The following is a 24,290-nucleotide window of genomic DNA, read 5'->3' on the forward strand; positions in this document are numbered from 1 at the left end:
GAGAATAATTAATATAGTTAAATATATAAGTATTTGATTTTGATATCATAAAAAAGTTTAGATTTGCCCACATATACAATATTGTTATGCGTTGCCCCAAAACTAACATAGCTCTTGTAATAATATCCTTCTTTGCCCTTAAATCTGTAGTTGCACAAAGCTATTCTACAAACAAAGAAGTTGATTCTGTTTATTTCTTAAATCAGCCAAAGGTAGAATCTTTGGTAAGAAACGACAGCCTTTATGAAGCTACGACCTTATTAAATGAGACCATTACTTATTCTAAGAAGAATAATTTAAATGCTCAACTTGCCGATTCTTATTTTGCCTTAGGCAAGATTTTAACCAAAATGTCTAACTATAAAAATGCTGAGACCTATTACCTAAAGGCGTTGCACATTTATGATTCTTTAGGAAGCAACAAAGGTAAAGACATTGCGTTTTCCGGATTGGTAAGCACTTATCTATTAGATAAAAACTATACGCGGTTTGATAGTATATATCCAATAGCACAAAGACAATCTAAATCTATTAATAGTGAACTCTATTTTAAAAATTTAGATAGTGAAGTTAAACGGTATTACTATGCTTATGAAAACCAAAAGCTTTATGAAACTTCGAAGTTTGCTTTAGAACAACTAGATTCAACCGATTTTAGCAAGATTACAATTTCAGGTACTTATGAAGATATAAGTAGTTTAAAAAACCGATTCAGGTTATCCTATACCTACCATAATGCCATAGCAAAGATTAAACTTCCAAACAACAAAACGTATGGTTACAAGGAACTTTTTGCTATTGACGAAAATGACTTAAAAGTGGCTTTTGACAATGAAGATCATGATGATGCTTATCGTAAATTAGGTACATTTAACTATTATAAATACCTATACTACAACCAGATAAATAAGAATTTAGATTCTGCCAATAAATACCTATTAAAATCTGACACTTACAAATACAGAGCACTTATTGATTTTGAAAATAGAAATGCCAAAAATGGTGAGTTAATTTACAAAATCATAAATACCGAACAGCAACTAAATCTTGCAAATGAACTTCAAAAACAAGACGCTAAGACTTCTAAAATACTAATATGGATTACTACATTAATAGGTATAGTCCTATTAGGAACTTTAGTTGTGTTTTTCTTCTACTTTAAAGCCCGAAAGAATGTTACTAAAATCAACCGAGAGCTTAAAGAAAGTAACAAAAAACTCATTGATATTGACAAGAACCGTTTAGAGTTCTTCTCAATACTTAGTCATGAATTACGCACACCAATCTATGGCATTACTGGTTTGGCGACACTTGTTAATCAAGAAAAAGATGAAGAAAAACGACAATCTTACCTCGACTCTTTAATTTCATCAAGTAGTTATTTATCGGTATTGATTGACAATATTCTTCAAGCTAATAAACTAAAGTTTGACAAGAAGGAACTAAGGCAAAAGCCAAATAACATCAATAACATTGTACAAAACGTAATTGGCACTGTTAAGGTCGCTGCAAAAGACAAAGGCATTGAACTAAAAACCAATATTGAAACTTTTGATGATTCCGAACAACTTCTAATAGACAAGGTGGCTTTTAGCCAAATCTTAATCAATTTGGCTTACAACGCTATTAGATATACAAAAGAAGGTCATGTTTGCATCAATGTAAAAGAGAAAAAGCGTACTTCTGATACATTAAGATTAAGATTTGAAATTAAAGATACCGGAATTGGCATTAAAGAAGAACACAGATCCGTTGTATTTAATGCTTTTGAAAACAGAACATTCTTAGAGAAAAACAGTAGTGGTTCTGGTTTAGGGCTATACATTGTAAAAACGCTACTTAAAAGTCATAACTCTGATATTGATTTTACATCCCAACCTAATGTTGGCACAACATTCTTTTTTGAAATAGACTTTGATATTGCGCCCACTGCAGAAGACAACATCAAAACGCTTTCAGCATATAAAAAAGAAATGCATGTTTTAGTTGTAGATGACAATAAAGTAAACTTACTTATCACCAAAAAGAACCTAGAAAAAATTGAAGGTTATCATGCTGAAATAGTTACAAACGGAAGAGAAGCTATTTCTATGATTAAAAACAAGGCTTACGATTTAATTCTAATGGATATTAATATGCCAGATATGGATGGTTATGAAGCTAGTAAACACATTAGAATGTTTAATCCTAAAATACCGATTCTGGCTCTTACCGCTTTAAATTCTTCTGAAATATTGATGAAAGCACAAGAAGCTGGTATAAATCAAATCATTACTAAACCTTATAATTTTGAAGATTTTAAGGCAATTGTACTAAATCATTCCAATGCCAGCGATCTTTATTTTAATTGTATAGCTTTTGAAACAATGTAAGCTCCTGTCCATGCATTTTGAAAATTAAAACCTCCTGTTATAGCATCAACATTGATGACTTCGCCTGCAAAATACAGATGAGGAACCAACTTGCTTTCGTAGGTTTTAAAATTTATGTCTTTAAGATCTACACCACCTGCAGTTACAAACTCTTCTTTGAATGTACTTTTTCCTGTAACTTCAAAAACAGCTTGGGTAAGTTGAGAAGCTAACGCTTCTAATTGATCCTTATTGATATCTGACCATCGTTCGTTATCATTTATATGAGAAGCAATAACCAACTGTTTCCAAAGTCGTTTTGGCAATTCAAATTGTGCTGAATTAAAAACCGTTTTCTTAGCCAATTCTTGCTTCAAGATTTTCAACTGCTCTAGACAGCTTTCAAAATCTAGCCGAATAAAGTTTACTTCAATTTTAAAATTATAATCCAATTCTGCTAACTCAACAGCACCGAATGCGGAAAGTTTCAAAATTGCTGGTGCACTCATTCCTACATGTGTAATTAACAAAGGTCCTTCGGAGTACAAGTTGGTATTTACAACCTTAACCTCAACATCTTTAGCTACAACACCTGGTATATCTTTAATTCTACTATCCTTAATATCAAACGTAAATAGTGATGGTACTGGTTCTATAATTTTATGCCCTAAAGTTTTTAAAACTTGCCACATTTTAGGATTACTTCCTGTTGCAATAATAACTTTGTCACTCTTTAATTTACCTTCGGAAGTTTCTATAATAAAAATACCATCATTATTAGATAATGACTTCACATTGTAGTTATATAATATGTCAACATTGTGCTTTTTTGCTTCGTACAAAAAACAATCAATTATGGTTTGAGAAGAATTTGATATCGGAAACATCCTTCCGTCATCTTCTATTTTAAGTTCAACACCTCGTTCTTCAAACCACGCAATAGTGTCACCTGTCATAAATGTATGAAAGGGTCCTAACAACTCTTTTTCTCCTCTTGGGTAATTTTTAACCAATTCTGAAGGTATAAATTCGGCATGGGTTACATTGCAACGCCCACCACCTGAGATCTTTACTTTTTGAAGTCCTGTTTTGCCTTTTTCTAAAATGGCTACAGATAAATCTGGATTTTGTTCAGCAATATTTATTGCCGCAAAAAAACCAGCTGCTCCTCCACCAATAACTATAATGTTGTATGTATTATTCAAATTTAATTTTTAAGAAGATTTTGTGAGTATTTTCTTTGAGCTAAGCGTTATCACTATTACCTTGAAATAAAAAACATAAAATTACAATGATATTCTTCAATAGACTAATATTAGTATTACTTATAGCAACTTCATGCAAATCTTTAGGGCAATTAAAAATAGAAGGCTCAATAAACAATAGCTTAGAAGAAGTCTCAGCAGCAGAAAAAGACTTGAAAGAAAATTTACTTTGGGTGATTCAAGACAGAGGAAATGACAATGACCTAATTGCTCTAGAAATGGATGGTTCTATTGCCAGATCCATAAAAATTGAAAATGCTGAAAATGAAGATTGGGAAGATTTAACTGCTGATGATGAAGGCAATATTTATATCGGTGATTTTGGCAACAATAGTGAAAAACGTGAAAAATTCACTATTTACAAAGTAAAGTATGAGGACTTAAACAAAAAAAGTGCTAATGCTGAAATTATTGAGTTCACTCTACCTAAAAAACAAGATTCTAAGGATTTTGAATCCTTTTTTCTGTTGAATAATCATTTCTATATAATTAGTAAAGAGAAAAATAAGTTTGTTGTCTTAAAAGTGAAAAATGAAGCTGGAAAACAAGAAGCTAAAGTTCATACCAAACACGATTTAAAAGGTAAAAACAATAAAATAACCTCAGCTGACATAAGCGATGATGGAAAAATTATTGTTTTACTAAATCATGATAAACTCTGGAAAATAGACAACTTTAAAGATGATGACTTTTTTGAAGGAGACCTTAAAGAATTAGAATTTGATCACAACTCTCAAAAAGAAGGTATTTGTTTTGACTCTAATAATAAAGTCATAATTACTGATGAGCGTAATGGTGATGAAGGTGGAAACATTTACACCTTCTCAATTGACTAAGCGTTTTCTATTTGGTAATTTTTAGATTGTAGATATTCCTTAAAGTCTAGCTGAGAATTTATCTTGGATTTACCTGTTGTTTGGTAAATGTTCTTCTGCTTTGCATCAATGATTCGCCCTTTGGTATTATCATGCCATTGTAAATCTATACAGGTTTCAATGGTTTTCTTAATATCACCATCTTGAATTGGAACAATAACCTCTACTCTTCGGTCTAAATTACGCTCCATACAATCAGCAGAACCAATGAACATCTCATTTTTTCCTTTATTTTCAAAAACATAAACTCTGGCATGTTCTAAATACTTCCCTACAATGCTGATAACTTCAATATTTTCACTAATACCTTTTAATCCTGGAACCAAACAACAAATACCTCTAACCAGTAGTTTTATTTTAACACCAAATTGAGATGCTTTACAAAGACGATCAATAATATCTTTATCTTCCAAACTATTCATTTTGAAGAACAAGTAGCCATTACCTCCATTTTTTGCAATGTCTATTTCGTTATCAATACGATTATTAAGTTCTTTACGTGTTGTGAATGGTGACATCCAAATTTTAGAAATAGATGGTTTATAGGAGGTATCTAAAAGAAATTTGAAGACTTCTTTTAGGTCTGTAGCAATAGCTTTATCTGAAGTTAACAATCCAAAATCTGCATACATTTTGGCACTGTTTTCATTAAAATTCCCTGTCCCTATATAGCCAATATTTTTTGTTTTGGTTTCTATTAGTAAAATTTTAGAATGCACTTTAATATCTGGCATACTATAAAGTACACGAGCTCCTGCCTTATCTAATTTTTCTCCCCATTCTATATTATTTTCTTCATCAAATCGTGCTTTGGCTTCAACAAAAACAGTTACTTTTTTTCCTTTCGCCAAGCAATTCATTAAACCAATAGCAACCGAAGAATCTTTGGAAATTCGGTATAATGTAATATAGATATGGTTTACATCCTTTCGCTCAGAAGCCTCATTAATCAAGTTTAAAATTGAGTCATATTTCTGATATGGGAAGGATAATAATTCATTTTTCTCACTAATATGATCAATAATACTATCAACCAATTCTAAACTGTGATGATCCAATTGCCCATTGTTAGATTCACTAATTCTACTTTCAATTTCAGGAAAATGAAAAAAGTCACTAAAATTATGAAAGCGTCCACCTGGCATTAAATCCGTTTTCTTAAGGCTTAAGCATTTTCGAAGAATTTTAACGTCTTCCTTTCCAATACTAGAATCGTATAAAACCCGTGTTGGTATACCATAATCCCTATGTTTTAAACTTTGTTTTATCAGTTCTATTAATTCCCCATCTTCCTCTTCATAGTACAACTCACCATCTCTAGTAATCTTAACACTAAATAAGTCTTCTCCACTTAATTCTGGTAGAACTTTTGAAATATTATCTCTAATAATTTCATCTAAAAAAGTAATATGCTTTTTCTCTCCTATTCCTGGAAATGTTATAAAACGACCACATTTTTTAGTAGGAATAGAAATTAATAAAGGTTGAGAGACATTAGCAAAAAAGAATAATTCTTTATCTTTAATAAAGGACAAATCTAAATCTGAATTTAGCTCATAAATCTTCAACGGCTTTTTTACTGAAGCTTCAAAAAACTCTGATGAAAATTCTTGCTGAATATCATTAAAATCTGATGCCTCAATAAGATTAACACCTTCAATATTTAGTTCTTTAAGTAGTTTTTCTTTATAGATAAAACCGAATCTTTCCTGAAGCTTATCAACCCTTTTCTGAATAGCCTTAATTATTTTTTTGGGCTTTTCCTTTAAACGAAGTGGTGAGTCTTTTTGAAGTCTTCTAAACTGTCGAAGTTTAGATACTCTTACACGATAGAATTCATCAAGATTAGAGGAAAATATCGCTAAAAACTTTAAGCGATCATTAAGACTGTTAGTCTTATCTTCAGCTTCTTGCAATACTCTTTCGTTAAACGAAAGCCAACTTAAATCTCTATGGTAATATTTCTTTTCAGACATTGAACAAAATTAGCAGTAAGAATTCAGAAAAAAGTTAAGCCAATATTATTTTGTAGTGTTATGACTTTATGGTTTTGTAATAGGATTCAATAACTTTTAAATCGGCTTCATTGTTGTTATTTACCTTGGCATCCTCGTAAAGATTTTTACCTTCATTTTTAATAGCTTCAATATAATCTTCAGAAAATACATCTTCTGTTTTAGCTAAGAACGACAACATTTTAAACAGTTTTATAACAATAACTGCATCATGTTTACAATAGGTTCTAAATGCAGACATTACATAGTACAGCAGCTCGTTAAAATCAACCGTATTGACATAAATCAAAGGTTTATTATCAGCATCAAAATAGAAACTCTTGTCATTTTTTCTAAGTCGGATTGAAAACAATTCAGTGAGATAATCTATAGCATTCACTGCTGTACCAGGATCATTAATACCTGGAGACATAGCCTTAATAGCAATCTCAGTAATCTGCTTAAATGCTAAAACATAATTATCTTCTACTAATTCACTTTTGTCGTAACGAAACGTTTCTCTAATTTTCTCTATCTGATCATCACTCAAATCTTTATCCGAAGAAATTAGAGGTAAATCCTTTAGAATATAATCGCCTTTAACAGGAATGACTTTGAATTTGATATTTTCGGTTGTTGCTATTTCAGCTAAAGTTTCAAGTCCTATATCTTGAAAATATCCAGAATCAGTTGATTTAACAGAGGTCCATTCGCTAGTATCAGGAAAATCTGTATTACAATCTTTTTCGGTATCAATTTCTTTATTGAGTCTTAATTTTGCTTTTCTGTAGATTCTATCCATGATATTATTTACCTGAATCTCTTGCGAAATAGAGTGTATAAAATAGATAAATGCACCAAGACATAGCGTCATAATCACAATAGCCAAAAGCACCGAAAAGCCTGGTAATTGATATTTATTACCATTAGGTTCTATGGCAACAAGGGTAAAAATACAATACAGTAAAGATGCATTGTAAATTCCTAATATTACCTGATGCTTTCTGTTGGATATTAAACCTGGCAAAACTCTGGGTGAAAAGTTACTCGAGGCTTGATTTAGAAGAACCATAACCATAGAAAAACTAAACACCATGATGGAGATGAGACCTGCTATGAAAGTGGTGAGTAAATTCCTGGCTGTATCAGTGTCATTAACTACTAAAATAGGAGCATGCTCTACCAAATACTCAGAGACTCCTTTATTTTCAAAATAAAACATTGCGAAAGCAAAGAATACACCTACCAAACTAATTAATGTTGGGTAAAAAGCAATTCTACTCTCTAACTTGTATATGTAGTTAAAATACTTGTTGAAAAAGGATGTCATTTTTGTTTAGAAGTTTAAACCAAAACCAAAGGTGAGTCTAAGTCCTTCAACGCTATGAAATAAATTAAATGTTCCTGAAACACTCTCTGCGGCTGTAACCCAAAAACCACCACCATAATCGTTGTGCCATTTATCTGAAAAATCTCCTGTAAGCCAAACTCTACCAACATCAAATCCACCAAAAACACCTATTTGTAATGGTAACGTTCCTGTCTTAAACTGGTTAAAACTATAACGTAAATCGGTACTTCCTACTAATGAATTTCTACCTGTAAAACGATCTCTTCTAAATCCTCTTAAACTATTGAGTCCACCAATATTTGCCGCTTGATAAAATTGAAAACCATTACCAAACCTTAACTGTGTTCTTAAGTCTGTTTTTAGAACTAGCTTTCTATTTCTTGAAAGTGAATTATAGAACCCTAAGTTAGAATTTAGATAGCCATAAGTATTATCTGTTTCGTTTAATTCTGTTTTAGCACCTAGATTAAGCAAAAAGTTCATACCTCTTGAAGGGTTTAACTTCTTATCATAACTCTCGTAATTATATTCTGCTTCAAGCGCACCAAAAACCCTTCTTTCATAAAACTCTTCATCTGTAGCTGGCACAAAATCCGTGATAAATCTACCTGCGGTATTATCTACTTCAATCGCCTCAAAAATGGCTCTAAAACCATAGTCACTACCAAAACTACCTCTTTTGAGGATTCCTGCTTTTGCCATGTAAATACTTGTTTTTACACGGTTGTAATCAAAATCTAAATCATCATCTAGATTAACAGTTTCGTTACCAAACCCAAAGAAGTTATTTACAAAGTTTTCTGATGTAAACCTACCTCCAATATGCAGATTCCAATCGTTCATGATATTAGCAAATTCCCCATCATACTCTAAAGAAAAACCACTTGTTGCAAAAAAGTATCCTCCTTTAAATCTGTGTTGCTGTGAGAAAGGATTTCTTTGAAAACCTTTTTTTGTTCTTACATAAGATATACCTAATGACACTCCGTCATCTGGATTGAAACCAACAGCTGGTGTTGTTACAAAATCTTTCTTAATATTCTTTTTAAAGTCGAATAAATTAAGCTTATAAACATCCGTAAATCTTACAGTTGCACCATTATTTTCTTCAATGGTATTTTTCTTGCTTTCATGATCATAAATCTTAACCCTTCTACCATTTTTAATGATATAAGTGTCATTTTCTAAACCACCAATAAGTCTTGTGAAAATAGGTTTTTTTCCTTCGCCTTTAACTTCGAAGATATCTTTGTCATCTAGACCGTAGATCCATATTTCTTTAGTAATGTCTCTATTAAACGTTTTATCTACAAGTACATCTGCTTTTTCACCACCTTTTATTCTCCAAATCTTTACGCTTGTTTCGTTATCCCTAATTCGGTTAACTTCTATATAATCATCTTTATCCGTACCAGTGAGAATAACTAATTCATTAAGGTGATTATAATAGCGCTCAGCAATGTCTGTAAGATTTTGTCGTCTACCTTTTAAATTTTTCTTAATTACTCTCAGTGTAGAATCTTGAACTGTTTCAGGAACTTTAGTAAACGCTTTATCGATGACATCATCTGTAACGTTCTCTTGTAAAAACTTGGCTTGTTCCATCCATTGTTCTCTTGTAGATTGCTGAACAAGTACTCGATCTAAACGAATTCCTGCTGCATTCATCCATTCAATATCTTTTAACTCGCTATCATAAACTTGAAGCTGATTTGATGCCCCAGAAATAAGTCTCATAACATCTAGTAAAGTACCATCGAAATTTGAAAACACTTGATCTCTATCCCTTGGAATAGGTTTGAAGACCTTATCTCCATTTTCTTGATCGAACTGTGCCCACCTCCATTGATCTTGGTGGCGATCCCAATCACCAATTAGCATATCAAACAATCGAGCTCGTACAAACGCATTTTGGTCTATTTTATATTTTTCATCATCTCTTACTTTTTCTATGATATCGTGCGTACTTTCAATGTCATCTGCATAACCAAAGTTTCTTTCGTGACTGTAGTTTTCTTCTGGTCGCTCTTCTATCATATATAGCTCACCTCCATATTCCTTGTTGAACTTCCCTAAATGTTTATGCTTTGGAATAAAAAACAATCTTGGATTTGTATGATAAACCTGCGCTGCATCTGATAAGTCTGGAACAGTTAGAAATGCATAAGGATGAGCTGCTGTGTAAAAATCTAAAATTAATTCCTCAACAGCAGTTTTTTCAAATTCATCTTGTATATAAGTATCCTTAAATAAAACCGTTTGTAAATATTGTGTCGCACTCTTTTTGAGCGCTCTCATGTTTAACTCTCTACCATCTTTGGTCTTAAGACGCAATGAGCGTGTTTGGTGTCCACCACCAGCTCTTACGACCTCAAGACCTCCGTAAAGTGTATCTAAAGTAGCAACCTTTGCTGTAATTTTTTTACTGTAAACATCGCGATAATGATTTCCCCAAATAGATTTGAAAAAATCTGACTTATCAGTTTGTTCTGCTGTGTAAACAGAGACTTCTATTTCTTGAGGAAATGTATCTGGTAAATCAGACACATCATACTCTTCTGTAGGTTTAAAAACTTCTGTGGTAAATAACTGTTTTGCTTTACCGTTTTCCTCTCCAAAATAAGTTACCCAAGCACTACCATCTTTAAATATTTTAAGCTCTGCAAAACCTTGTTTTCCATAAGAAAAAACACCATGATCACCCAGCTCTACTGCAGATTCTTTAGCACCAGAACCCGAAACAATTTGTTTAATTTTTTCATTGACATTGTACTGCAATGTATGTTCGTGACCTGAAACAAAAACCAGTTTATCTTCGTCTAAAGCCATGGTTTCTATACGATTCATTAAGTTGTTATAACTCTCATTATAACGATCTTGAATAGATACACCTCCTTGAGTTCTAATCTGCGTTGCTAACGACGCAAGAATTGGCACTGGAATTTTTTTCTGTCCTGGAAACAAGTGTTTTTCTAAAGCATATTGACCACCGTGAGTTCCGTTGGTATACATTGGATGATGCATAGCTAAGATTACCGTTTTATTTTGTGCTTTCTTAAGCTCACCCTCTAATTCCAAAAAGAATCTATCTCTTGTTTTTATTTCACACTTATCATTTATACTTGGATGATCATTCCAATTTTCAAGATACCATTGTGTATCTATAATTATCAATTTAATGTTCTCACCAACATCAAAATCTTCCAAGGGACATCCATTTTCTGGCTGAAAAGTATTATCACCTAAAGCATCTTCAATATATTTTTCTTCTCGCTTTAAACCTTTTACACCATCAGCATACCAATCGTGGTTTCCAGGGATAAACAGAACCTCACCTTCAAAATCCTTGAGTGCTCGTATTTGCCCATCCAAACCATTCTCAGCATCTTTTCTTCCTTTTTCATCTTTTGCTGGTAATCCTGCAGGATAAATATTGTCTCCTAAAAAAAGTGCATAGTCACCTTTTGTCTCTTTATCCGAAGTATAATCTTTAAAAGCCGTTAAGGCATTAGACATTCCGCCTTGTGGTGATAAGCCTGCGTCTCCAATAAGATAGAAGGTTCTTTCCACTTCCTTATCTGGAACAATATTAGTTTTGTCCTCTTCATTTTTGTACTGCGCATTGTAAGTAGCACAAGCTTGAAATAAAAATATGATTACTATTAACCTGGTTGATTTGTATAAGTTTTTCATAGGTGATTTTAAGATTGTAAAAATATTTAGATTGAAAACTAAACTTTAACTCTACTAATAAATATCTTAATGCTAATAATTAGTGTTTCTTGCTGCTTTATGGTATTGAAGCAATAAATACGAACTCTCTAATTTACGCAATTCGTACATTATTTTTGATAAAAGTATATTAGGAACTACAGGACAACATAGAGCAACCGACTTTATGTCTTGCCCAATCTGGTCGCTTTGCATACCAGTTTTCATACTTTGGTTGTTCGTCATAAGGCTTTTTCAGCATTTCAAATAGTTCATCTACTAAAGTGTAATCTGCTTCGTTAGCTTTATCTATTGCTAATTGCGCCATATAGTTTCTTAAGACATACTTAGGGTTAACAGAATTCATGTGTGATTGTCTTTCTTCGTCCGACAAGTTCTCTGATTTCAACCTATTGTTATAGTCTTGAAACCATTCATTCCACTGACTCTTTTTTTCATTAGATATATCATCTGGGAAATAGAATGCTTTTTTAACGACAGCAACACCTTCATTGGCTTTATCTTTTTTGAAATTTGACAATTCTCTGTAAAATATAGTCATATCCGTTTCGGACAGCAGTAAACACTCTTCTAAATTTTGAATGAGTTTAGCATCTTCATCATTGCTATTTTTCAAACCTAATTTTGCTCGCATCATATCAAGAAATTGTGCTTCAAATTCTTTTTGATAAGTGTTTAAAATATCTTCAAAAGGTTTTGGTTCTTCAACTAAAGGATAGAGAGCATTGGCCAATTGTAACAAATTCCATAATGCAATATTTGGCTGATTTCCATAATAGTAACGTTTATTTTGACTATCGGTAGTATTTGGTGTCCAACCAAAATCAAAATCCTCTAGCCAACCATATGGACCATAATCTATAGTCAACCCTAAAATAGACATATTATCTGTATTCATAACTCCATGAACAAACCCTACACGTTGCCAATGGATAATCATCTCTAATGTTCTATCGGTAACAGCCTTAAAAAATTTGATATAGGTTTCTTTAGAAGGTTTTCCTAGTTCTGGATAAAAATATTTTATGGTATAATCTGTAAGATTTTTAAGATTTTCAATCTCATTTCTGGCTGTGAAAAGTTCAAAATTTCCAAAACGAATAAAGCTTGGTGCCACTCTACAAACTATTGCGCCTTTTTCATACTCTGCATTTCCATTATAAAGCATGTCTCTCAAAACCTCATCACCAGATAACATAAGACTCAGCGCTCTGGTAGTTGGCACACCTAAATGATGCATCGCTTCGCTACAAAGATATTCTCGGATGGATGATCTTAAAACTGCTAAGCCATCTCCTTGGCGAGAATACGGTGTTTCACCAGACCCTTTGAGTTGCACAGCCCATCGCTTTGAGTCATGCACTACTTCAAATAAATTTATGGCTCTGCCATCACCAAGTTGTCCTGCCCAATTTCCAAACTGATGACCTGCATAAGCCATAGCATAAGGGTTAGTGTTAGGGTAAACTTTAGAACCTGAGAAAACATCTAGAAACTGACGCGTGTTTATATCTTTTTTTTGTAAACCCAAAGCTTTAACCATAGCTTCTGAAGCATGAATCAGTTTAGGTTTTGATGGAACTTTTGGTACTACAAACGAAAAAGCAGTATTAGAGACTTGCCTCCTTTTATTCTCTAAAACTGAATCAGCAGGCAGTTCTTTATTAAATGTATCCTCAATATTTATTTGCATCAATAAAAATCGCTTTTGTAATCATTTGAAATAAAACAAGACTATACTTTTGACATATACCCTTAAATTATTTATAAAAATACAACATCGCTATATGTGAAAGACAAAATAAAACGTTAAGTCTTGTAAATTTTGTAAATTCACATTGTTATAAAACCATAAAAAACCATGGCTAAATCCCTTACGGAAGAAACTAATGATTTTGTTTTTGATTACTTAAAGCAAAATCTCCCAGATACATACATTTATCACAACTATACACATACAGAACGTGTTTTTAATAGTGTAAATGAAATTATTGAAAATTCTGAATTTAGTGAGGAAGATATTCTTGTTTTAGAACTTACAGCTTTGTTACATGATGTAGGTTATGTAAAGGGACACGACAGTCATGAAGAGGATAGTGTAAAGATTGCTTCAGAATATCTGAAAGAAAAAGGAGTTGATGAGGAAATTATTAAGAAGGTTTCTGACTGTATTATGGCTACTAAATTTGATAATGAGCCAAAAAATGAATTAGAAAAAGTTATTAGAGATGCTGATGCCTCTCACTTTGGTAAAAAATATTTTGATGATGCTACCGAATTCTTGCGCAAAGAACTAGAACTACAAGACCGAAAAGTATATACTCCTGCAGAATGGAGAAATGAGAATATAAAAGTACTAACTAAACACCAGTTTTATACCGACTACGCTTTAAAAAACTGGCAAAGTAGAAAAGAAAAAAACCTTGCCAAATTAATGGGCAAGAAGAAAAAGCGTAAAAAGAAACTTGATGTAGAAAAACTTAAAGCCAAATACAAAACACAATATAAAAATCAAAGTCCTGAACGAGGTGTACAGACATTCTACAGAACGGCTTTGAGAAACCATATAAAGCTGAGTGATATAGCTGATACTAAAGCCAATATTCTTTTATCTGTAAATGCTATTATAATCTCTGTAGTATTAGCTAACTTAATCTCTAAATTAGACACAAACCCTTATCTAACTTGGCCTGTTGTCATTTTTACTTTGTTTTGTGTAGTTTCAATGATACTTTCGATCATTGCTACACGTCCAAATGTAACCAGTGGTGAGTTTACCAAAGAAGATGTTGCTAACCAAGAAGTAAACCTCAGTTTCTTCGGGAATTTCCACAAAATGAATCTTGAAGAATATGAATGGGCTATCAGCGAAATGGTAAAGGATAAAGATTATATTTATAAGGCACTAACCAAGGATTTATACTTTTTAGGAAAAGTACTAGAGCGAAAATATAGATTACTACGCATAACTTATACGGTTTTTATGGTTGGTATTATTGTCTCTCTTATAGCATTTGGAATTGCTGTAAAAAACAATCCTGGTGTAGATATTGATGATATGATTCCTGAAAATCAAAAAACTTCGATGATTATAAATGTTGATGACAATGAGGTTTTAAACGCTTAAGAAATTGATAAAGCCTTAAAGATCTATCCCTTAATCGTTTCCATTAAGTCATTATAAGTGTAGAAATTCTTATCATCTTTATCGTTATGATAAAGTATGCTTATTCTTAAAGCTTTAAGACCTGTTACACCTTGAAGATCTTCAAGTTCTAAATATTCTAAATCGGTATCTAGAACATGTTTAGACTGCAGAAATTTAATATAACCCACATATTCTTCTTCGTCCTCTTTTTGTGAATAGACAATGGTTAGCTTTCCTTTTTGTGTAGCGCGTTCTTCAGTTCCTTTTATAAATGCTTTGTCTACACGTTTTTTCACTACTTCGTATCTAGCATTGTAAGTTCCGTCCACATCAAAACGCTTTTCATCCATTCTAAATCTAATCGATAAAGGCTGATTAAATACTAGTACCATAGATGCTACATCTAATGCTATCGGATATTCATGCTGGTTTTGATAGTATTCATTTTCCATCTCGCACATCACCTGAAGCTGCCACAGCCTTAGGTTGTACAAATAAATCATGTTAAAACTATCTAGCTTCGTTATAGATTCACCGATGTACATGTTATGCTCTACACCATCTGTCTTAAAACGTTCAAAAAAGTGAGGGTACATTTCTTGTGCTTCAATTTGCTTTTCATCAAGCAATGAAGACATATTGGTATTAATGAGCTTAACGGTATCGTCATAATGCTTACGATAGAAGTAAATAACGTTAAGATCTGGATCTATCTTACTAAAATAATCTTCTATTTCTTCTTTAAGAAATTCTTGTGTTTGAGCTACAAGCTGAAAAACAGGCTTAATGTCTTCTTTTAAGAATACCGTAATGGCATGCTCACTATCTACTTTAAAACTATCTTTCAACTCATTATTGAAAGCCTCTATTTGAAATTTTATTTTCTCATAGATTGGCAAGTGTTTTTCTTTAAGACTCTTATCTAATATCTTTCCTGCAAGATTAAGCTGCATCATCAAGTCTTTCTTAGTAGCCTCATTTCTTGCATCCGAGGAACCTTTTACATCTATTTGTCCAAATAATGGATAAACATTATTAAAAGCAATTTTTCTAAAAGTTGGAGATTCATCTTTACTATATTCAGCTCTTATATAATTTCTAGCTTCTTGCACAAACTTCCAATGTACACTAGAGTGAATAGATGTACACTCTTTTTGTATTACAGCTTCGATTAAATTTTCTTCCTCAGATTTAGAACGCTCAACAGCTGACACAATAAAAGGCATTACGTCTACAAGTTTGTTAGCATTTACACTATTTAAGGCTTTTGGTCTTTCTGAGACAATTTCTAATATTCCCATTAAACCTTTATCGTTAGCTATTGGCGCAAAAATAGCACTCTGAATACCCTGTTCATACAGTACTTTAATATGTGGCAAATCACAATTGGAGCTTTCATACATTTCCTTCACATTAGATATTGTGAAGTATTTTTTCTCATGAAGTAATCTATTATAAGACCAATTACATAAGGCGTCTGTACAATAAGATGCTTCAAGTTCGTTAAGAAGATAACTTGTCATACCTGCACCATAAACTCTAACAAATGAATCATCATCCTTGTTATATATAGAAAAGCCTACATGAATATCTTTCAAACCAAGAAGTGAACGAAAGATTTCATGAAAATCTTTCATAAAGGCTTCATCCTTGCGCTTCCCTTTACCTAGTAGAGAAGATTTTATATTAGATATGGATTGATCGTCTGTGACATCTACAATATTAGAAATTACAAAACCTTTAAAATCGTAACTATTTGGTGGAAATTTTGTTTTCCACAATTCTAAATCATCAAAATTATCTATAAGCTGATCGTAATCTGCTGCTGTTATTTTTGGCGCATTCTTATTTGGCGTAATCTCTATAAAATCTGCATTATACAAGATTTTATAATAACGCATTACTCCCTTTTTATCTGGTATTTCGTAAAAAAATGGTCTTTTAAAATTAAGATCATATCCATAGCAATATCTCAAAATAATAGAACATGCAATAATGTAATTATGATCTTCAGGAAGGTTTTTAATTTCTAATTTAAAGTTATCTCCCGCATCATTTAGAATTTTCTTAAAACGCTCTGATTTATTAAATATAATGTCCTGAAGAGGTATTGACGCCGTTTTAATCTCATTGTGCGTTAAAATCGGGCTAAACGAATCTTGAAGAATACCGGAAATCTCTTTCTTATATTTCTCAATGAATGAAAAGTCGCTAAAGCCTTCCCTTAGAACAGGGTAGTCTTTTGCAATCTTCAAAACACGCTCAGCATTAGAAACTACTAAATCATTATCTGAATGAAGAAGTGCTTCGTAGCTTTTTAATAATTTATTAAAACTAACCTTTACGCTTAAAGGCGACTCTATGTGCTTATTAATATCCAATGAAAGAAAGTAGTTTTATTCCTAAGTTACAAAATTTTAATTGTAGTCGTGTATTAGTAGACGAACTTACACTAATATTTGTTACATATGAGCAAAAAAAACTATACTTTCTTTATACTAATTGCAAAACCACCGCCTTCTGCTAGTTTTACACTTAACTTAGAATCTTTAGAAATATCTATTTTTTCAATAGTAATATCAAGAGGATTGTTATCCCAGTGAGCGTTTTCACCATCTTTGTAAATAATAGCTTCGTATTTTTGATTTTCATCTAAAAAGTCGAAAGTTAAATCTAAAGTTCTCGCATTTTCATCTGTAATACCACCAACAAACCAATCACCTGTTTCACGCTCTTGTCTTGCTATGGTTACATAATCACCAACTTCTCCATTTAACACTTTGGTTTGTTGCCAATCTACACCAACAGCTTTTATAAATTGAAGTGGCTCTGGATTAGCTTCATAATGCTCTACTAAATCCGCTGCCATTTGTATTGGACTATAAATTACCACATACAATGCCAATTGCTGAGCAATAGTAGTGTTTACTTGATTATCTGGTTTATATTCATCAAACTTAATATTGAAAATACCAGGTGTAAAATCTATAGGACCAGATAACATTCTTGTAAAAGCTACAATCGGTAAATGCTCTGGCGGATTACCACCATCACTAGCCCACGCATTAAATTCTTGACCTCTTAAACCTTCACGCGAAATAATATTTGGATAAGTTCTACGTAAACCTGTTGCTTTAATTGGCTCATGAGCATTAACTGCAACTTCATAATCTGCTGCTTTTATAGCTGCATTGTTATAGTGATTTACCATATATTGTCCATGATGGTATTCACCCTTTGGAAGAATCTTACCAACGTAACCCGATTTCACAGAGTGCATACCGTATTTCTGCATTAGAGCATAAGCCGTATCTTGTTGTTTTGTGTACGTTTCGGTTGCTGCAGAAGTTTCGTGGTGCATTATAATTTCAACACCTTTTTCTTTAGCATAGCTTGTTACCTCCTCAATATCGTAATCTGGATATGGTGTTACAAAATCGAATACTCCTTCTCTATCCTCAAAACCGATCCAGTGTTCCCATCCTGTATTCCAACCTTCAACTAAAACACCTTTCATATTGTTTTTAGCTGAAAAATCAATAAACCGTTTTACATTTTCAGTATTTGCACCATGTGTTCCGTTAGATTTCCCTCCTTCAGTCCAAGTGCTCATATCTTGCGTCATACCATAATCCCAAGAAGATTTACCCAAATGCATTTCCCACCAAACACCTGTATATTTCATTGGTGTAAACCACGACACATCTCCTAACTTGTTTGGTTCATTCAAATTCACAATAAGTTTTGACTCTATTAATTCTGGTGCATTATCAGTAATTTGAATGGTTCTCCAAGGAGTATGAAAAGGCACTGTTTTTTTAACTTTGTAGTCTGTGTTTCTAGAACCAACTAGGTTACTTCTTAAATCAAAATTTTTAGTATCAACCTTCAAAGTCATTCCTGAATAATCTAATAAAGCGGCTTCATGAAAACTTAAATGCGTGCCATCTGCACCAACCATTGTCACAGGTGTGTTAACCGCATTTTCAGGTATATACGTTTGCGCTAAATCATTGTGGTTAGCGTATTGCAATGCATCTAACTCTGATAGTTTTGTTGTTTTATATAAATGTTCATAGATATCCCAATCTCCAGGAATCCAAAATGTTTTGTAATCTTCGGTTAGATTGAATTCTGTATGCTCGTCATTAATATAAACTTCACCTTTAAAATTGTCTTGCTCAGGGAACTCATATCTAAAACCAATACCATCATCATACACTTTAAACACAATGTTCATTGAGCGTGCTGCTTCATTATTTTCTTGAAGTTCTACTTTTAACTCGTTGTATTTGTTTACAACATCCAATTGTTCTCCCCAAGGCATTTGCCAAGTTTCGTTAAAAGATGAAGTTGCTGTATTTTTAATTTTGAAGTTTTCACTAAAATCTTCAACATCCTTAAAATCGAAACCTAAATACGATGTGTCTACAACTGTTTTATTGTTAAACATAACAGTATAAAATGGTTTTCCTTTTGCATTAACATTGAAGTTAACTGCTATTTCAGAATTAGGCGATTTAACCTCTAAAACCTGCTCCTTTTCTGTTGAACAAGCATAAAACGCTAAAACAAATAGAGGTAAAATATATTTAAATTTCATAGTTATTCTTTTTCGATGAGTACGATATTAAAATCTGAATTAATAGTAATTTTTCCATTTTCTACAGTTGCTGTTTCACCTGAATAAGCATCTCTCAACACAGTGCCTTCCTCAAAAATTTTGGATACATCAATATTTTTTTCTCCTTTATTTAAATCTAAACCTATAACAACCAAATCTTTGAAATCCCCTTGATAATAGCTTCGGTAAAACAAATAAGGCTCTTGAGTTATCATTTGATGAGCACCAGCACCTATGGCTGGATGACGCTCTCTAAATTTACCCAATTTTTGCCAGTGCTCTAGGACTTCTTTTGTTTTTATATCTGATTTTACAGCATCCCAATTCATAAACGAACGTAAGGTTGCATCACCTTGAGTGCCTTCAATCACTAAAGATCTTGCAGATTCATCACCATAATATACTTGCGATGTTCCTGGAGATAACAATAATTTATTAGCTGTCTCAAATGGTTTTTCCCTTTTAGGATCGAATGGACCACCATCATCATGAGAGCTTAAATAATTTAATACACCAAACCCTTTCAACTCGTTATTTAAAATACCTGAATAACGTTTGAATAAATCTTCGTAACCATTCTCTTTAGCATTCCATTTGAATTCGAAATTAATTTGCGCATTGAACATATCATCATAATAGTTCACTTTTTTATCACCATAATCAAACATTTTTCCTCCACTGATGCCGTAGTTATAAACTTCTCCTACCAAATAGAAATTATTATCATCCATTATTTTTTCTGGATTGTTCTTTTTGAATTCCGCAAAAGCATAATCACACTCTTTTTTGAATTCTTCCCACACATAGGCTTCGGTATGCTTTACCGTGTCGCATCTATAGCCATCCACACCAAATTCGGTAATGTAATCTGTAAGCCACTTCATGATATAAAAACGTGGTGCTCTTGGGTGACCCGTTCTTTCAAAGAACTCGTCTAACTCTTTTACTTCTTGCTCATAACGCCCTTCAGCTTTCCATTTTTCAACCAGTTGAGGAGGTAACTCTACATTTTCATTGCTTTCAGTTCTGATGTCTGGTAGGTTTTTTACCAAAGTACAACTTACAGTGTGTTCATAATTATCATAAGAACATTGTACATCTGTACGTACCAAATCTTCTGGCCAAACAGGATCCTTTTCTGTAACAGGACCTGTGTGATTAATCACTGCATCCAACACAATACGAATGCCTCTCGAATGCGCTTCTTTTACTAATTCATGCAAATCTTCTTTAGTACCATAATTTGGATCTATACTTGTCCAGTCCTTTGCCCAATACCCATGAAAACCATACGTTACACCTGTACCTTCATCTGTTCCTCCATGAATTTGTTCAACAATTGGAGTCATCCAAATAGCATTGATGCCTAAATCGGTGAAGTAGCCTTCTTTTACTTTTTGGGTAATGCCTTTGATATCTCCACCTTCAAAACCTCTAAGTTTTCCTGTTTCTTTGGTTCTATCAAAATTAACATCGTTGGATGTGTCTCCGTTGTTGAATCTGTCGGTTAACAGAAAATAGAGATTTGCCCCTTCCCAAACAAAAGGAGTTTCTTGTTTTGGTTTTTCTTCGAATACAGTTTTATTTTCTCTACAGCTAAGCATTGAAAAAGCTATAATGGTTACTAAAAAATATTTGTACATTATTGTTTAATTAAGATTTTATATTCCCAAGCTTCAATAGGCTGGGCATCTGTTGTAATTGTTTCAATCTCGCCAGTTAAGTAATTTTTATATTGTCCCTTCGGAATTACAACTCTGTTACCACTATCTGTGATATTTCCAACAAAAATCAATGATTCTTCTCCTTTACTTCTTTCAAACATTAAGATACTATCTGAGTATGGCATCGGTTTATATGAAGCCGCATCCTTCCCGCCGTTCAAAGCTACATTAGTGCTTTTAAGCTCTCCGAGTTTTTTCAGTAAGTCAAAATATTTACCTTTTTCTTTTGGAATAGAATCCTTTTCAAAAAACTTAAGGCGATGTTCCATATCATACTCCTGTCCACTATATATTAATGGCATTCCTGGCATCATATATTCTAATGTAGTAAATATGTCTTTTTTATCTCCCATACGCTCTTTTATGGTTCCGCTCCACGAATTTTCATCATGATTAGTAACAAAATTCATAAGAATATCATCCGCTTCATAATCCGTAGAAACTTTAGTCATATACTCATAAAAATCTTCAGGTGATTTTTCATCTTTTGCCATTCCATTCATTAAATGGTGACCATTCCAAGCATAAGCCATATCAAACAATTCGCCTTTTAGCAATTCTGGCTCCCAAGCTTCGGCTAACATAAAAATAGCTTTTTCACTTCTTAACTTAGAAATAGCCGTTTCCCAAAAATCGACAGGCACAGAACCAGCAACATCGCATCTAAAGCCGTCTACACCCTCATCTTTTACCCAATACAACATATCCTCAATCATTTCCTTGCGCATATCTTGATTGTCGTAGTTTAAATCTGCAACATCTGTCCAATCTGTACCTTCTGGATGAACAACTTCGCCATCTTCGTTTTGTGTGTAATAATCTGGATGATTTTTTAGCCACTCATGATCCCAACCTGTATGGTTTGGTACCCAATCTAAAATGACATAGATTCCGTTTTCATGAGCAGTGTTTACCAATTCTCTAAAGTCTTCTTTAGTTCCAAACTCAGGATTGATCTTTGTGAAATCGGTTACCGCATAGTAACTACCTAAGTATTTAGCTTGTTCTTCTTCTGGAAAATCAGAAGCGAATTTGCTATTTTCTCCACCTGTAGCTTTTCGTTTAGTTTCAGAAATAGGAAAGACTGGCATTAACCAAATGACTTTTACTCCCAATTCTTTTAAAGTTGGAATATCCTTGGTGAATTGATCAAAAGTACCTTCCGGAGAATATTGACGAATATTTGCTTCATAGATTACTGCTGTTTCCAAAATCTCATCTGAAATCGGTTCAATTTCAACACTGGTTTTTGACTCGTCTTCTACTATTTTAGTTTCCTTTTTTTCTTCTTTGCAACTTGCAAACAGAGCAATTGCAAAAAAGGTAAATATTAGTTTTTTCATGATTACTTTATTTTAAGTATGAATGATTCTAAAGGTTTTATATCAATACGAACTTGGGCTTTACCGTCTTCAACTTTTAAAGTTGAAGTATAATTCTTGTACAACTGGTCTTCAACTTCATAATTCCCATCTTTCAACTCTAATTTTGAGACCAAATCTTCTGGTAATTGCAATTCAAAACCATAATTGTTTTCGGTATTAAAGTTTGAAATTATGATTAGTTTTTCATCTTCACTCCAACGTGCAAAACTCAATACTTTATCATTATACCATTCTGTATGTTGTTGGTTGTAATGTTGTAAATCTTGATAGTCTCCCATTAAAGCATCACTGGTAATCGTGAAGTTTAATAAGCGCTTGTAAAAGTCTCTCAAGTTTTTTTCTTCTTCGGTAGATTGGCCACCATCAAACTGTTTGTTGTTTACCCAACGCACAACGCTTGGCACGCTTCCATAATCGAAAATTGAGGTTCTTGTTGGGTCGCCAAAACCTAAATCTTCCTCAGCTTTTTCACCAAATTCCTGACCAAAATATACCATTGTTGGCGATGTGCTTATAGTTGCTGAAATGACCATTGCTGGCTTTCCTTTTTCGGCATTACCAGCAAAATCTGGACTCGCAATACGCTGCTCATCGTGATTTTCTAAAAAGTGAAGCATGTGGTGCTCAATATCTTTTAAATCTTCTTGAATTGGAGGAATGTTATACGTACTGCCGTGACCTTGCATTATGTGTTTTAAGGTATCGTACAATTGCACCTTATCGTACAGATAATCCATTTTTCCTTTTTTGATGTAATCTCTGTACAAATGTGGTTGATAAACCTCAGCTAATAGAAATGCATCAGGATTCTGCATCTTGATGTGCGAATTCATATAACTCCAAAATTCCACAGGTACCATTTCTGCCATATCAAATCGGAAACCATCCACGCCTTTGGCTGTCCAATACAAGGCTATATCTTTGAACTTTACCCAAGAACTTGGTACTGTTTTGTCTTTCCAGAAGTTATAATGTGCTTTGTAATCTTCGTTATCGAAACCTTCTGGTAACTCATCAAAATCCTTTTTACCTTCTGGATTGATTCCGTAGTTAACCTTAACGGTTTCGTACCAATCATTCATATTTGGCTTTGATGCTCTTGAGCCATTACCTGTCCATTTTGCTGGAACTTCTTCAAACTTACCATCGGCTTCTGGATGATTTTCTCCTCCTAAAGGTTGGTAACCATTCTCCCAACTAGGCACTTCAAAAGTTTCACCTGGATTGTAATAAAAGTTATTATTAACTGCGTAAGTCAAGGTTTTATCATCTTCTGCACCAAAATCTGTTGTACCTTCAGGATTGGTTAGACTTTGATAATTACGCGCCACATGATTTGGTACAATATCAATTATGACTTTTAAACCTGCATTGTGCGAACGCTCAATTAAGGCTTCAAACTCTTGTAATCTGTTCTCTACATTTTCTGCCAAATCAGGATTTACGTTATAATAATCCTTAACTGCATAAGGCGAACCTGCACGACCTTTAACTACATCAGGATCATCATTTGAAATGCCATATTTTGTGTAATCTGTAATAACATCATGATGTGGCACACCTGTGTACCAAATATGTGTCACTCCTAAATCCTTGATTTCAGAAAGAGCTTTCTCTGTAAAGTCGTTGAATTTACCAACTCCATTTTCTTCTAAAGTTCCCCAAGGTTTGTTGTTGGTATTGGTATTTCCGAATAAACGTGTAAACACTTGATATACTACTTCTTTCTTTTTCATTACTGATTTAGTTTCTTCAGTTTTTAAAGTTTGTTTTGGTTCGTTTTTGCAACTAAAAACAAGCGATACAAGTAAAATTAAAGCAATTATATATTTTGGTCGCAT

The 24,290-nt window shown here is 33.0% G+C and carries 13 protein-coding genes; 3 read left to right on the top strand and 10 right to left on the bottom strand.

Annotated elements, in window-relative coordinates; genetic code table 11:
• The first annotated feature begins 86 nt into the window (after window positions 1-86).
• Entirely contained in the window at window positions 87-2,372 is a 2,286-nt protein-coding gene (locus QGM60_RS04000) for a response regulator (RefSeq protein ID WP_281138965.1), read from the top strand.
• Here the strand turns inward: QGM60_RS04000 and QGM60_RS04005 are convergent.
• On the bottom strand, window positions 2,339-3,556 hold the full coding sequence (locus tag QGM60_RS04005) for an NAD(P)/FAD-dependent oxidoreductase (protein WP_281138966.1): 1,218 nt from the start codon (window positions 3,554-3,556) through the stop codon (window positions 2,339-2,341). The genes QGM60_RS04000 and QGM60_RS04005 overlap by 34 nt on opposite strands.
• A gap of 86 nt (window positions 3,557-3,642) precedes the next feature.
• Between QGM60_RS04005 and QGM60_RS04010 the strand changes: the two genes are divergently transcribed.
• On the top strand, window positions 3,643-4,452 hold the full coding sequence (locus tag QGM60_RS04010; RefSeq protein ID WP_281138967.1) for an SdiA-regulated domain-containing protein: 810 nt from the start codon (window positions 3,643-3,645) through the stop codon (window positions 4,450-4,452).
• Here the strand turns inward: QGM60_RS04010 and ppk1 are convergent.
• The 4 genes from ppk1 to QGM60_RS04030 form a co-directional block, all read right to left on the bottom strand.
• Window positions 4,449-6,467 (bottom strand): polyphosphate kinase 1, encoded by a 2,019-nt coding sequence (gene ppk1 / locus QGM60_RS04015; protein WP_281138968.1) that lies wholly within the window; start codon window positions 6,465-6,467, stop codon window positions 4,449-4,451. The two genes, QGM60_RS04010 and ppk1, sit on opposite strands and share 4 nt — an antisense overlap.
• 58 nt (window positions 6,468-6,525) lie before the next feature.
• The gene (locus QGM60_RS04020) at window positions 6,526-7,815 is read right to left on the bottom strand and encodes a DUF2254 domain-containing protein (protein WP_281138969.1); all 1,290 of its coding nucleotides are present in this window, start codon (window positions 7,813-7,815) and stop codon (window positions 6,526-6,528) included.
• 6 nt (window positions 7,816-7,821) lie between these two features.
• Window positions 7,822-11,529, bottom strand: a complete 3,708-nt coding sequence (locus QGM60_RS04025) for a metallophosphoesterase (RefSeq protein WP_281138970.1) — start codon at window positions 11,527-11,529, stop codon at window positions 7,822-7,824.
• 169 nt (window positions 11,530-11,698) lie between these two features.
• Window positions 11,699-13,261, bottom strand: a complete 1,563-nt coding sequence (locus tag QGM60_RS04030; protein WP_281138971.1) for a protein adenylyltransferase SelO — start codon at window positions 13,259-13,261, stop codon at window positions 11,699-11,701.
• A gap of 168 nt (window positions 13,262-13,429) precedes the next feature.
• On the opposite strand from QGM60_RS04030, the gene QGM60_RS04035 reads away from it, so the two are divergent.
• Complete coding sequence (locus QGM60_RS04035) at window positions 13,430-14,695, top strand: Pycsar system effector family protein (protein WP_281138972.1); 1,266 nt, start codon at window positions 13,430-13,432, stop codon at window positions 14,693-14,695.
• A gap of 23 nt (window positions 14,696-14,718) precedes the next feature.
• Here QGM60_RS04035 and QGM60_RS04040 read toward each other — a convergent pair whose 3' ends face one another.
• The 5 genes from QGM60_RS04040 to QGM60_RS04060 all read right to left on the bottom strand — a co-directional run bounded on the left by QGM60_RS04040 (window position 14,719) and on the right by QGM60_RS04060 (window position 24,290).
• A complete protein-coding gene (locus QGM60_RS04040) occupies window positions 14,719-17,097 on the bottom strand; it encodes a GAF domain-containing protein (protein WP_281138973.1) in 2,379 nt (792 codons plus the stop codon).
• 101 nt (window positions 17,098-17,198) lie between these two features.
• Entirely contained in the window at window positions 17,199-19,319 is a 2,121-nt protein-coding gene (locus tag QGM60_RS04045; RefSeq protein WP_281138974.1) for a glycoside hydrolase family 97 protein, read from the bottom strand.
• Window positions 19,320-19,321: 2 nt separating this feature from the next.
• Window positions 19,322-20,983: an alpha-amylase family glycosyl hydrolase gene (locus QGM60_RS04050; protein WP_281138975.1), complete on the bottom strand. Its 1,662-nt coding sequence runs from the start codon at window positions 20,981-20,983 to the stop codon at window positions 19,322-19,324.
• Window positions 20,983-22,407, bottom strand: coding sequence for an alpha-amylase family glycosyl hydrolase (locus QGM60_RS04055; RefSeq protein WP_281138976.1), 1,425 nt, complete (start codon window positions 22,405-22,407; stop codon window positions 20,983-20,985). Before QGM60_RS04055 ends, QGM60_RS04050 begins: the two co-directional genes overlap by 1 nt.
• A 2-nt stretch (window positions 22,408-22,409) precedes the next feature.
• Window positions 22,410-24,290, bottom strand: a complete 1,881-nt coding sequence (locus QGM60_RS04060) for an alpha-amylase family glycosyl hydrolase (RefSeq protein WP_281138977.1) — start codon at window positions 24,288-24,290, stop codon at window positions 22,410-22,412.

Source organism: Winogradskyella sp. SYSU M77433 (genome assembly GCF_029911945.1).
Taxonomy (GTDB): Bacteria; Bacteroidota; Bacteroidia; order Flavobacteriales; family Flavobacteriaceae; genus Winogradskyella.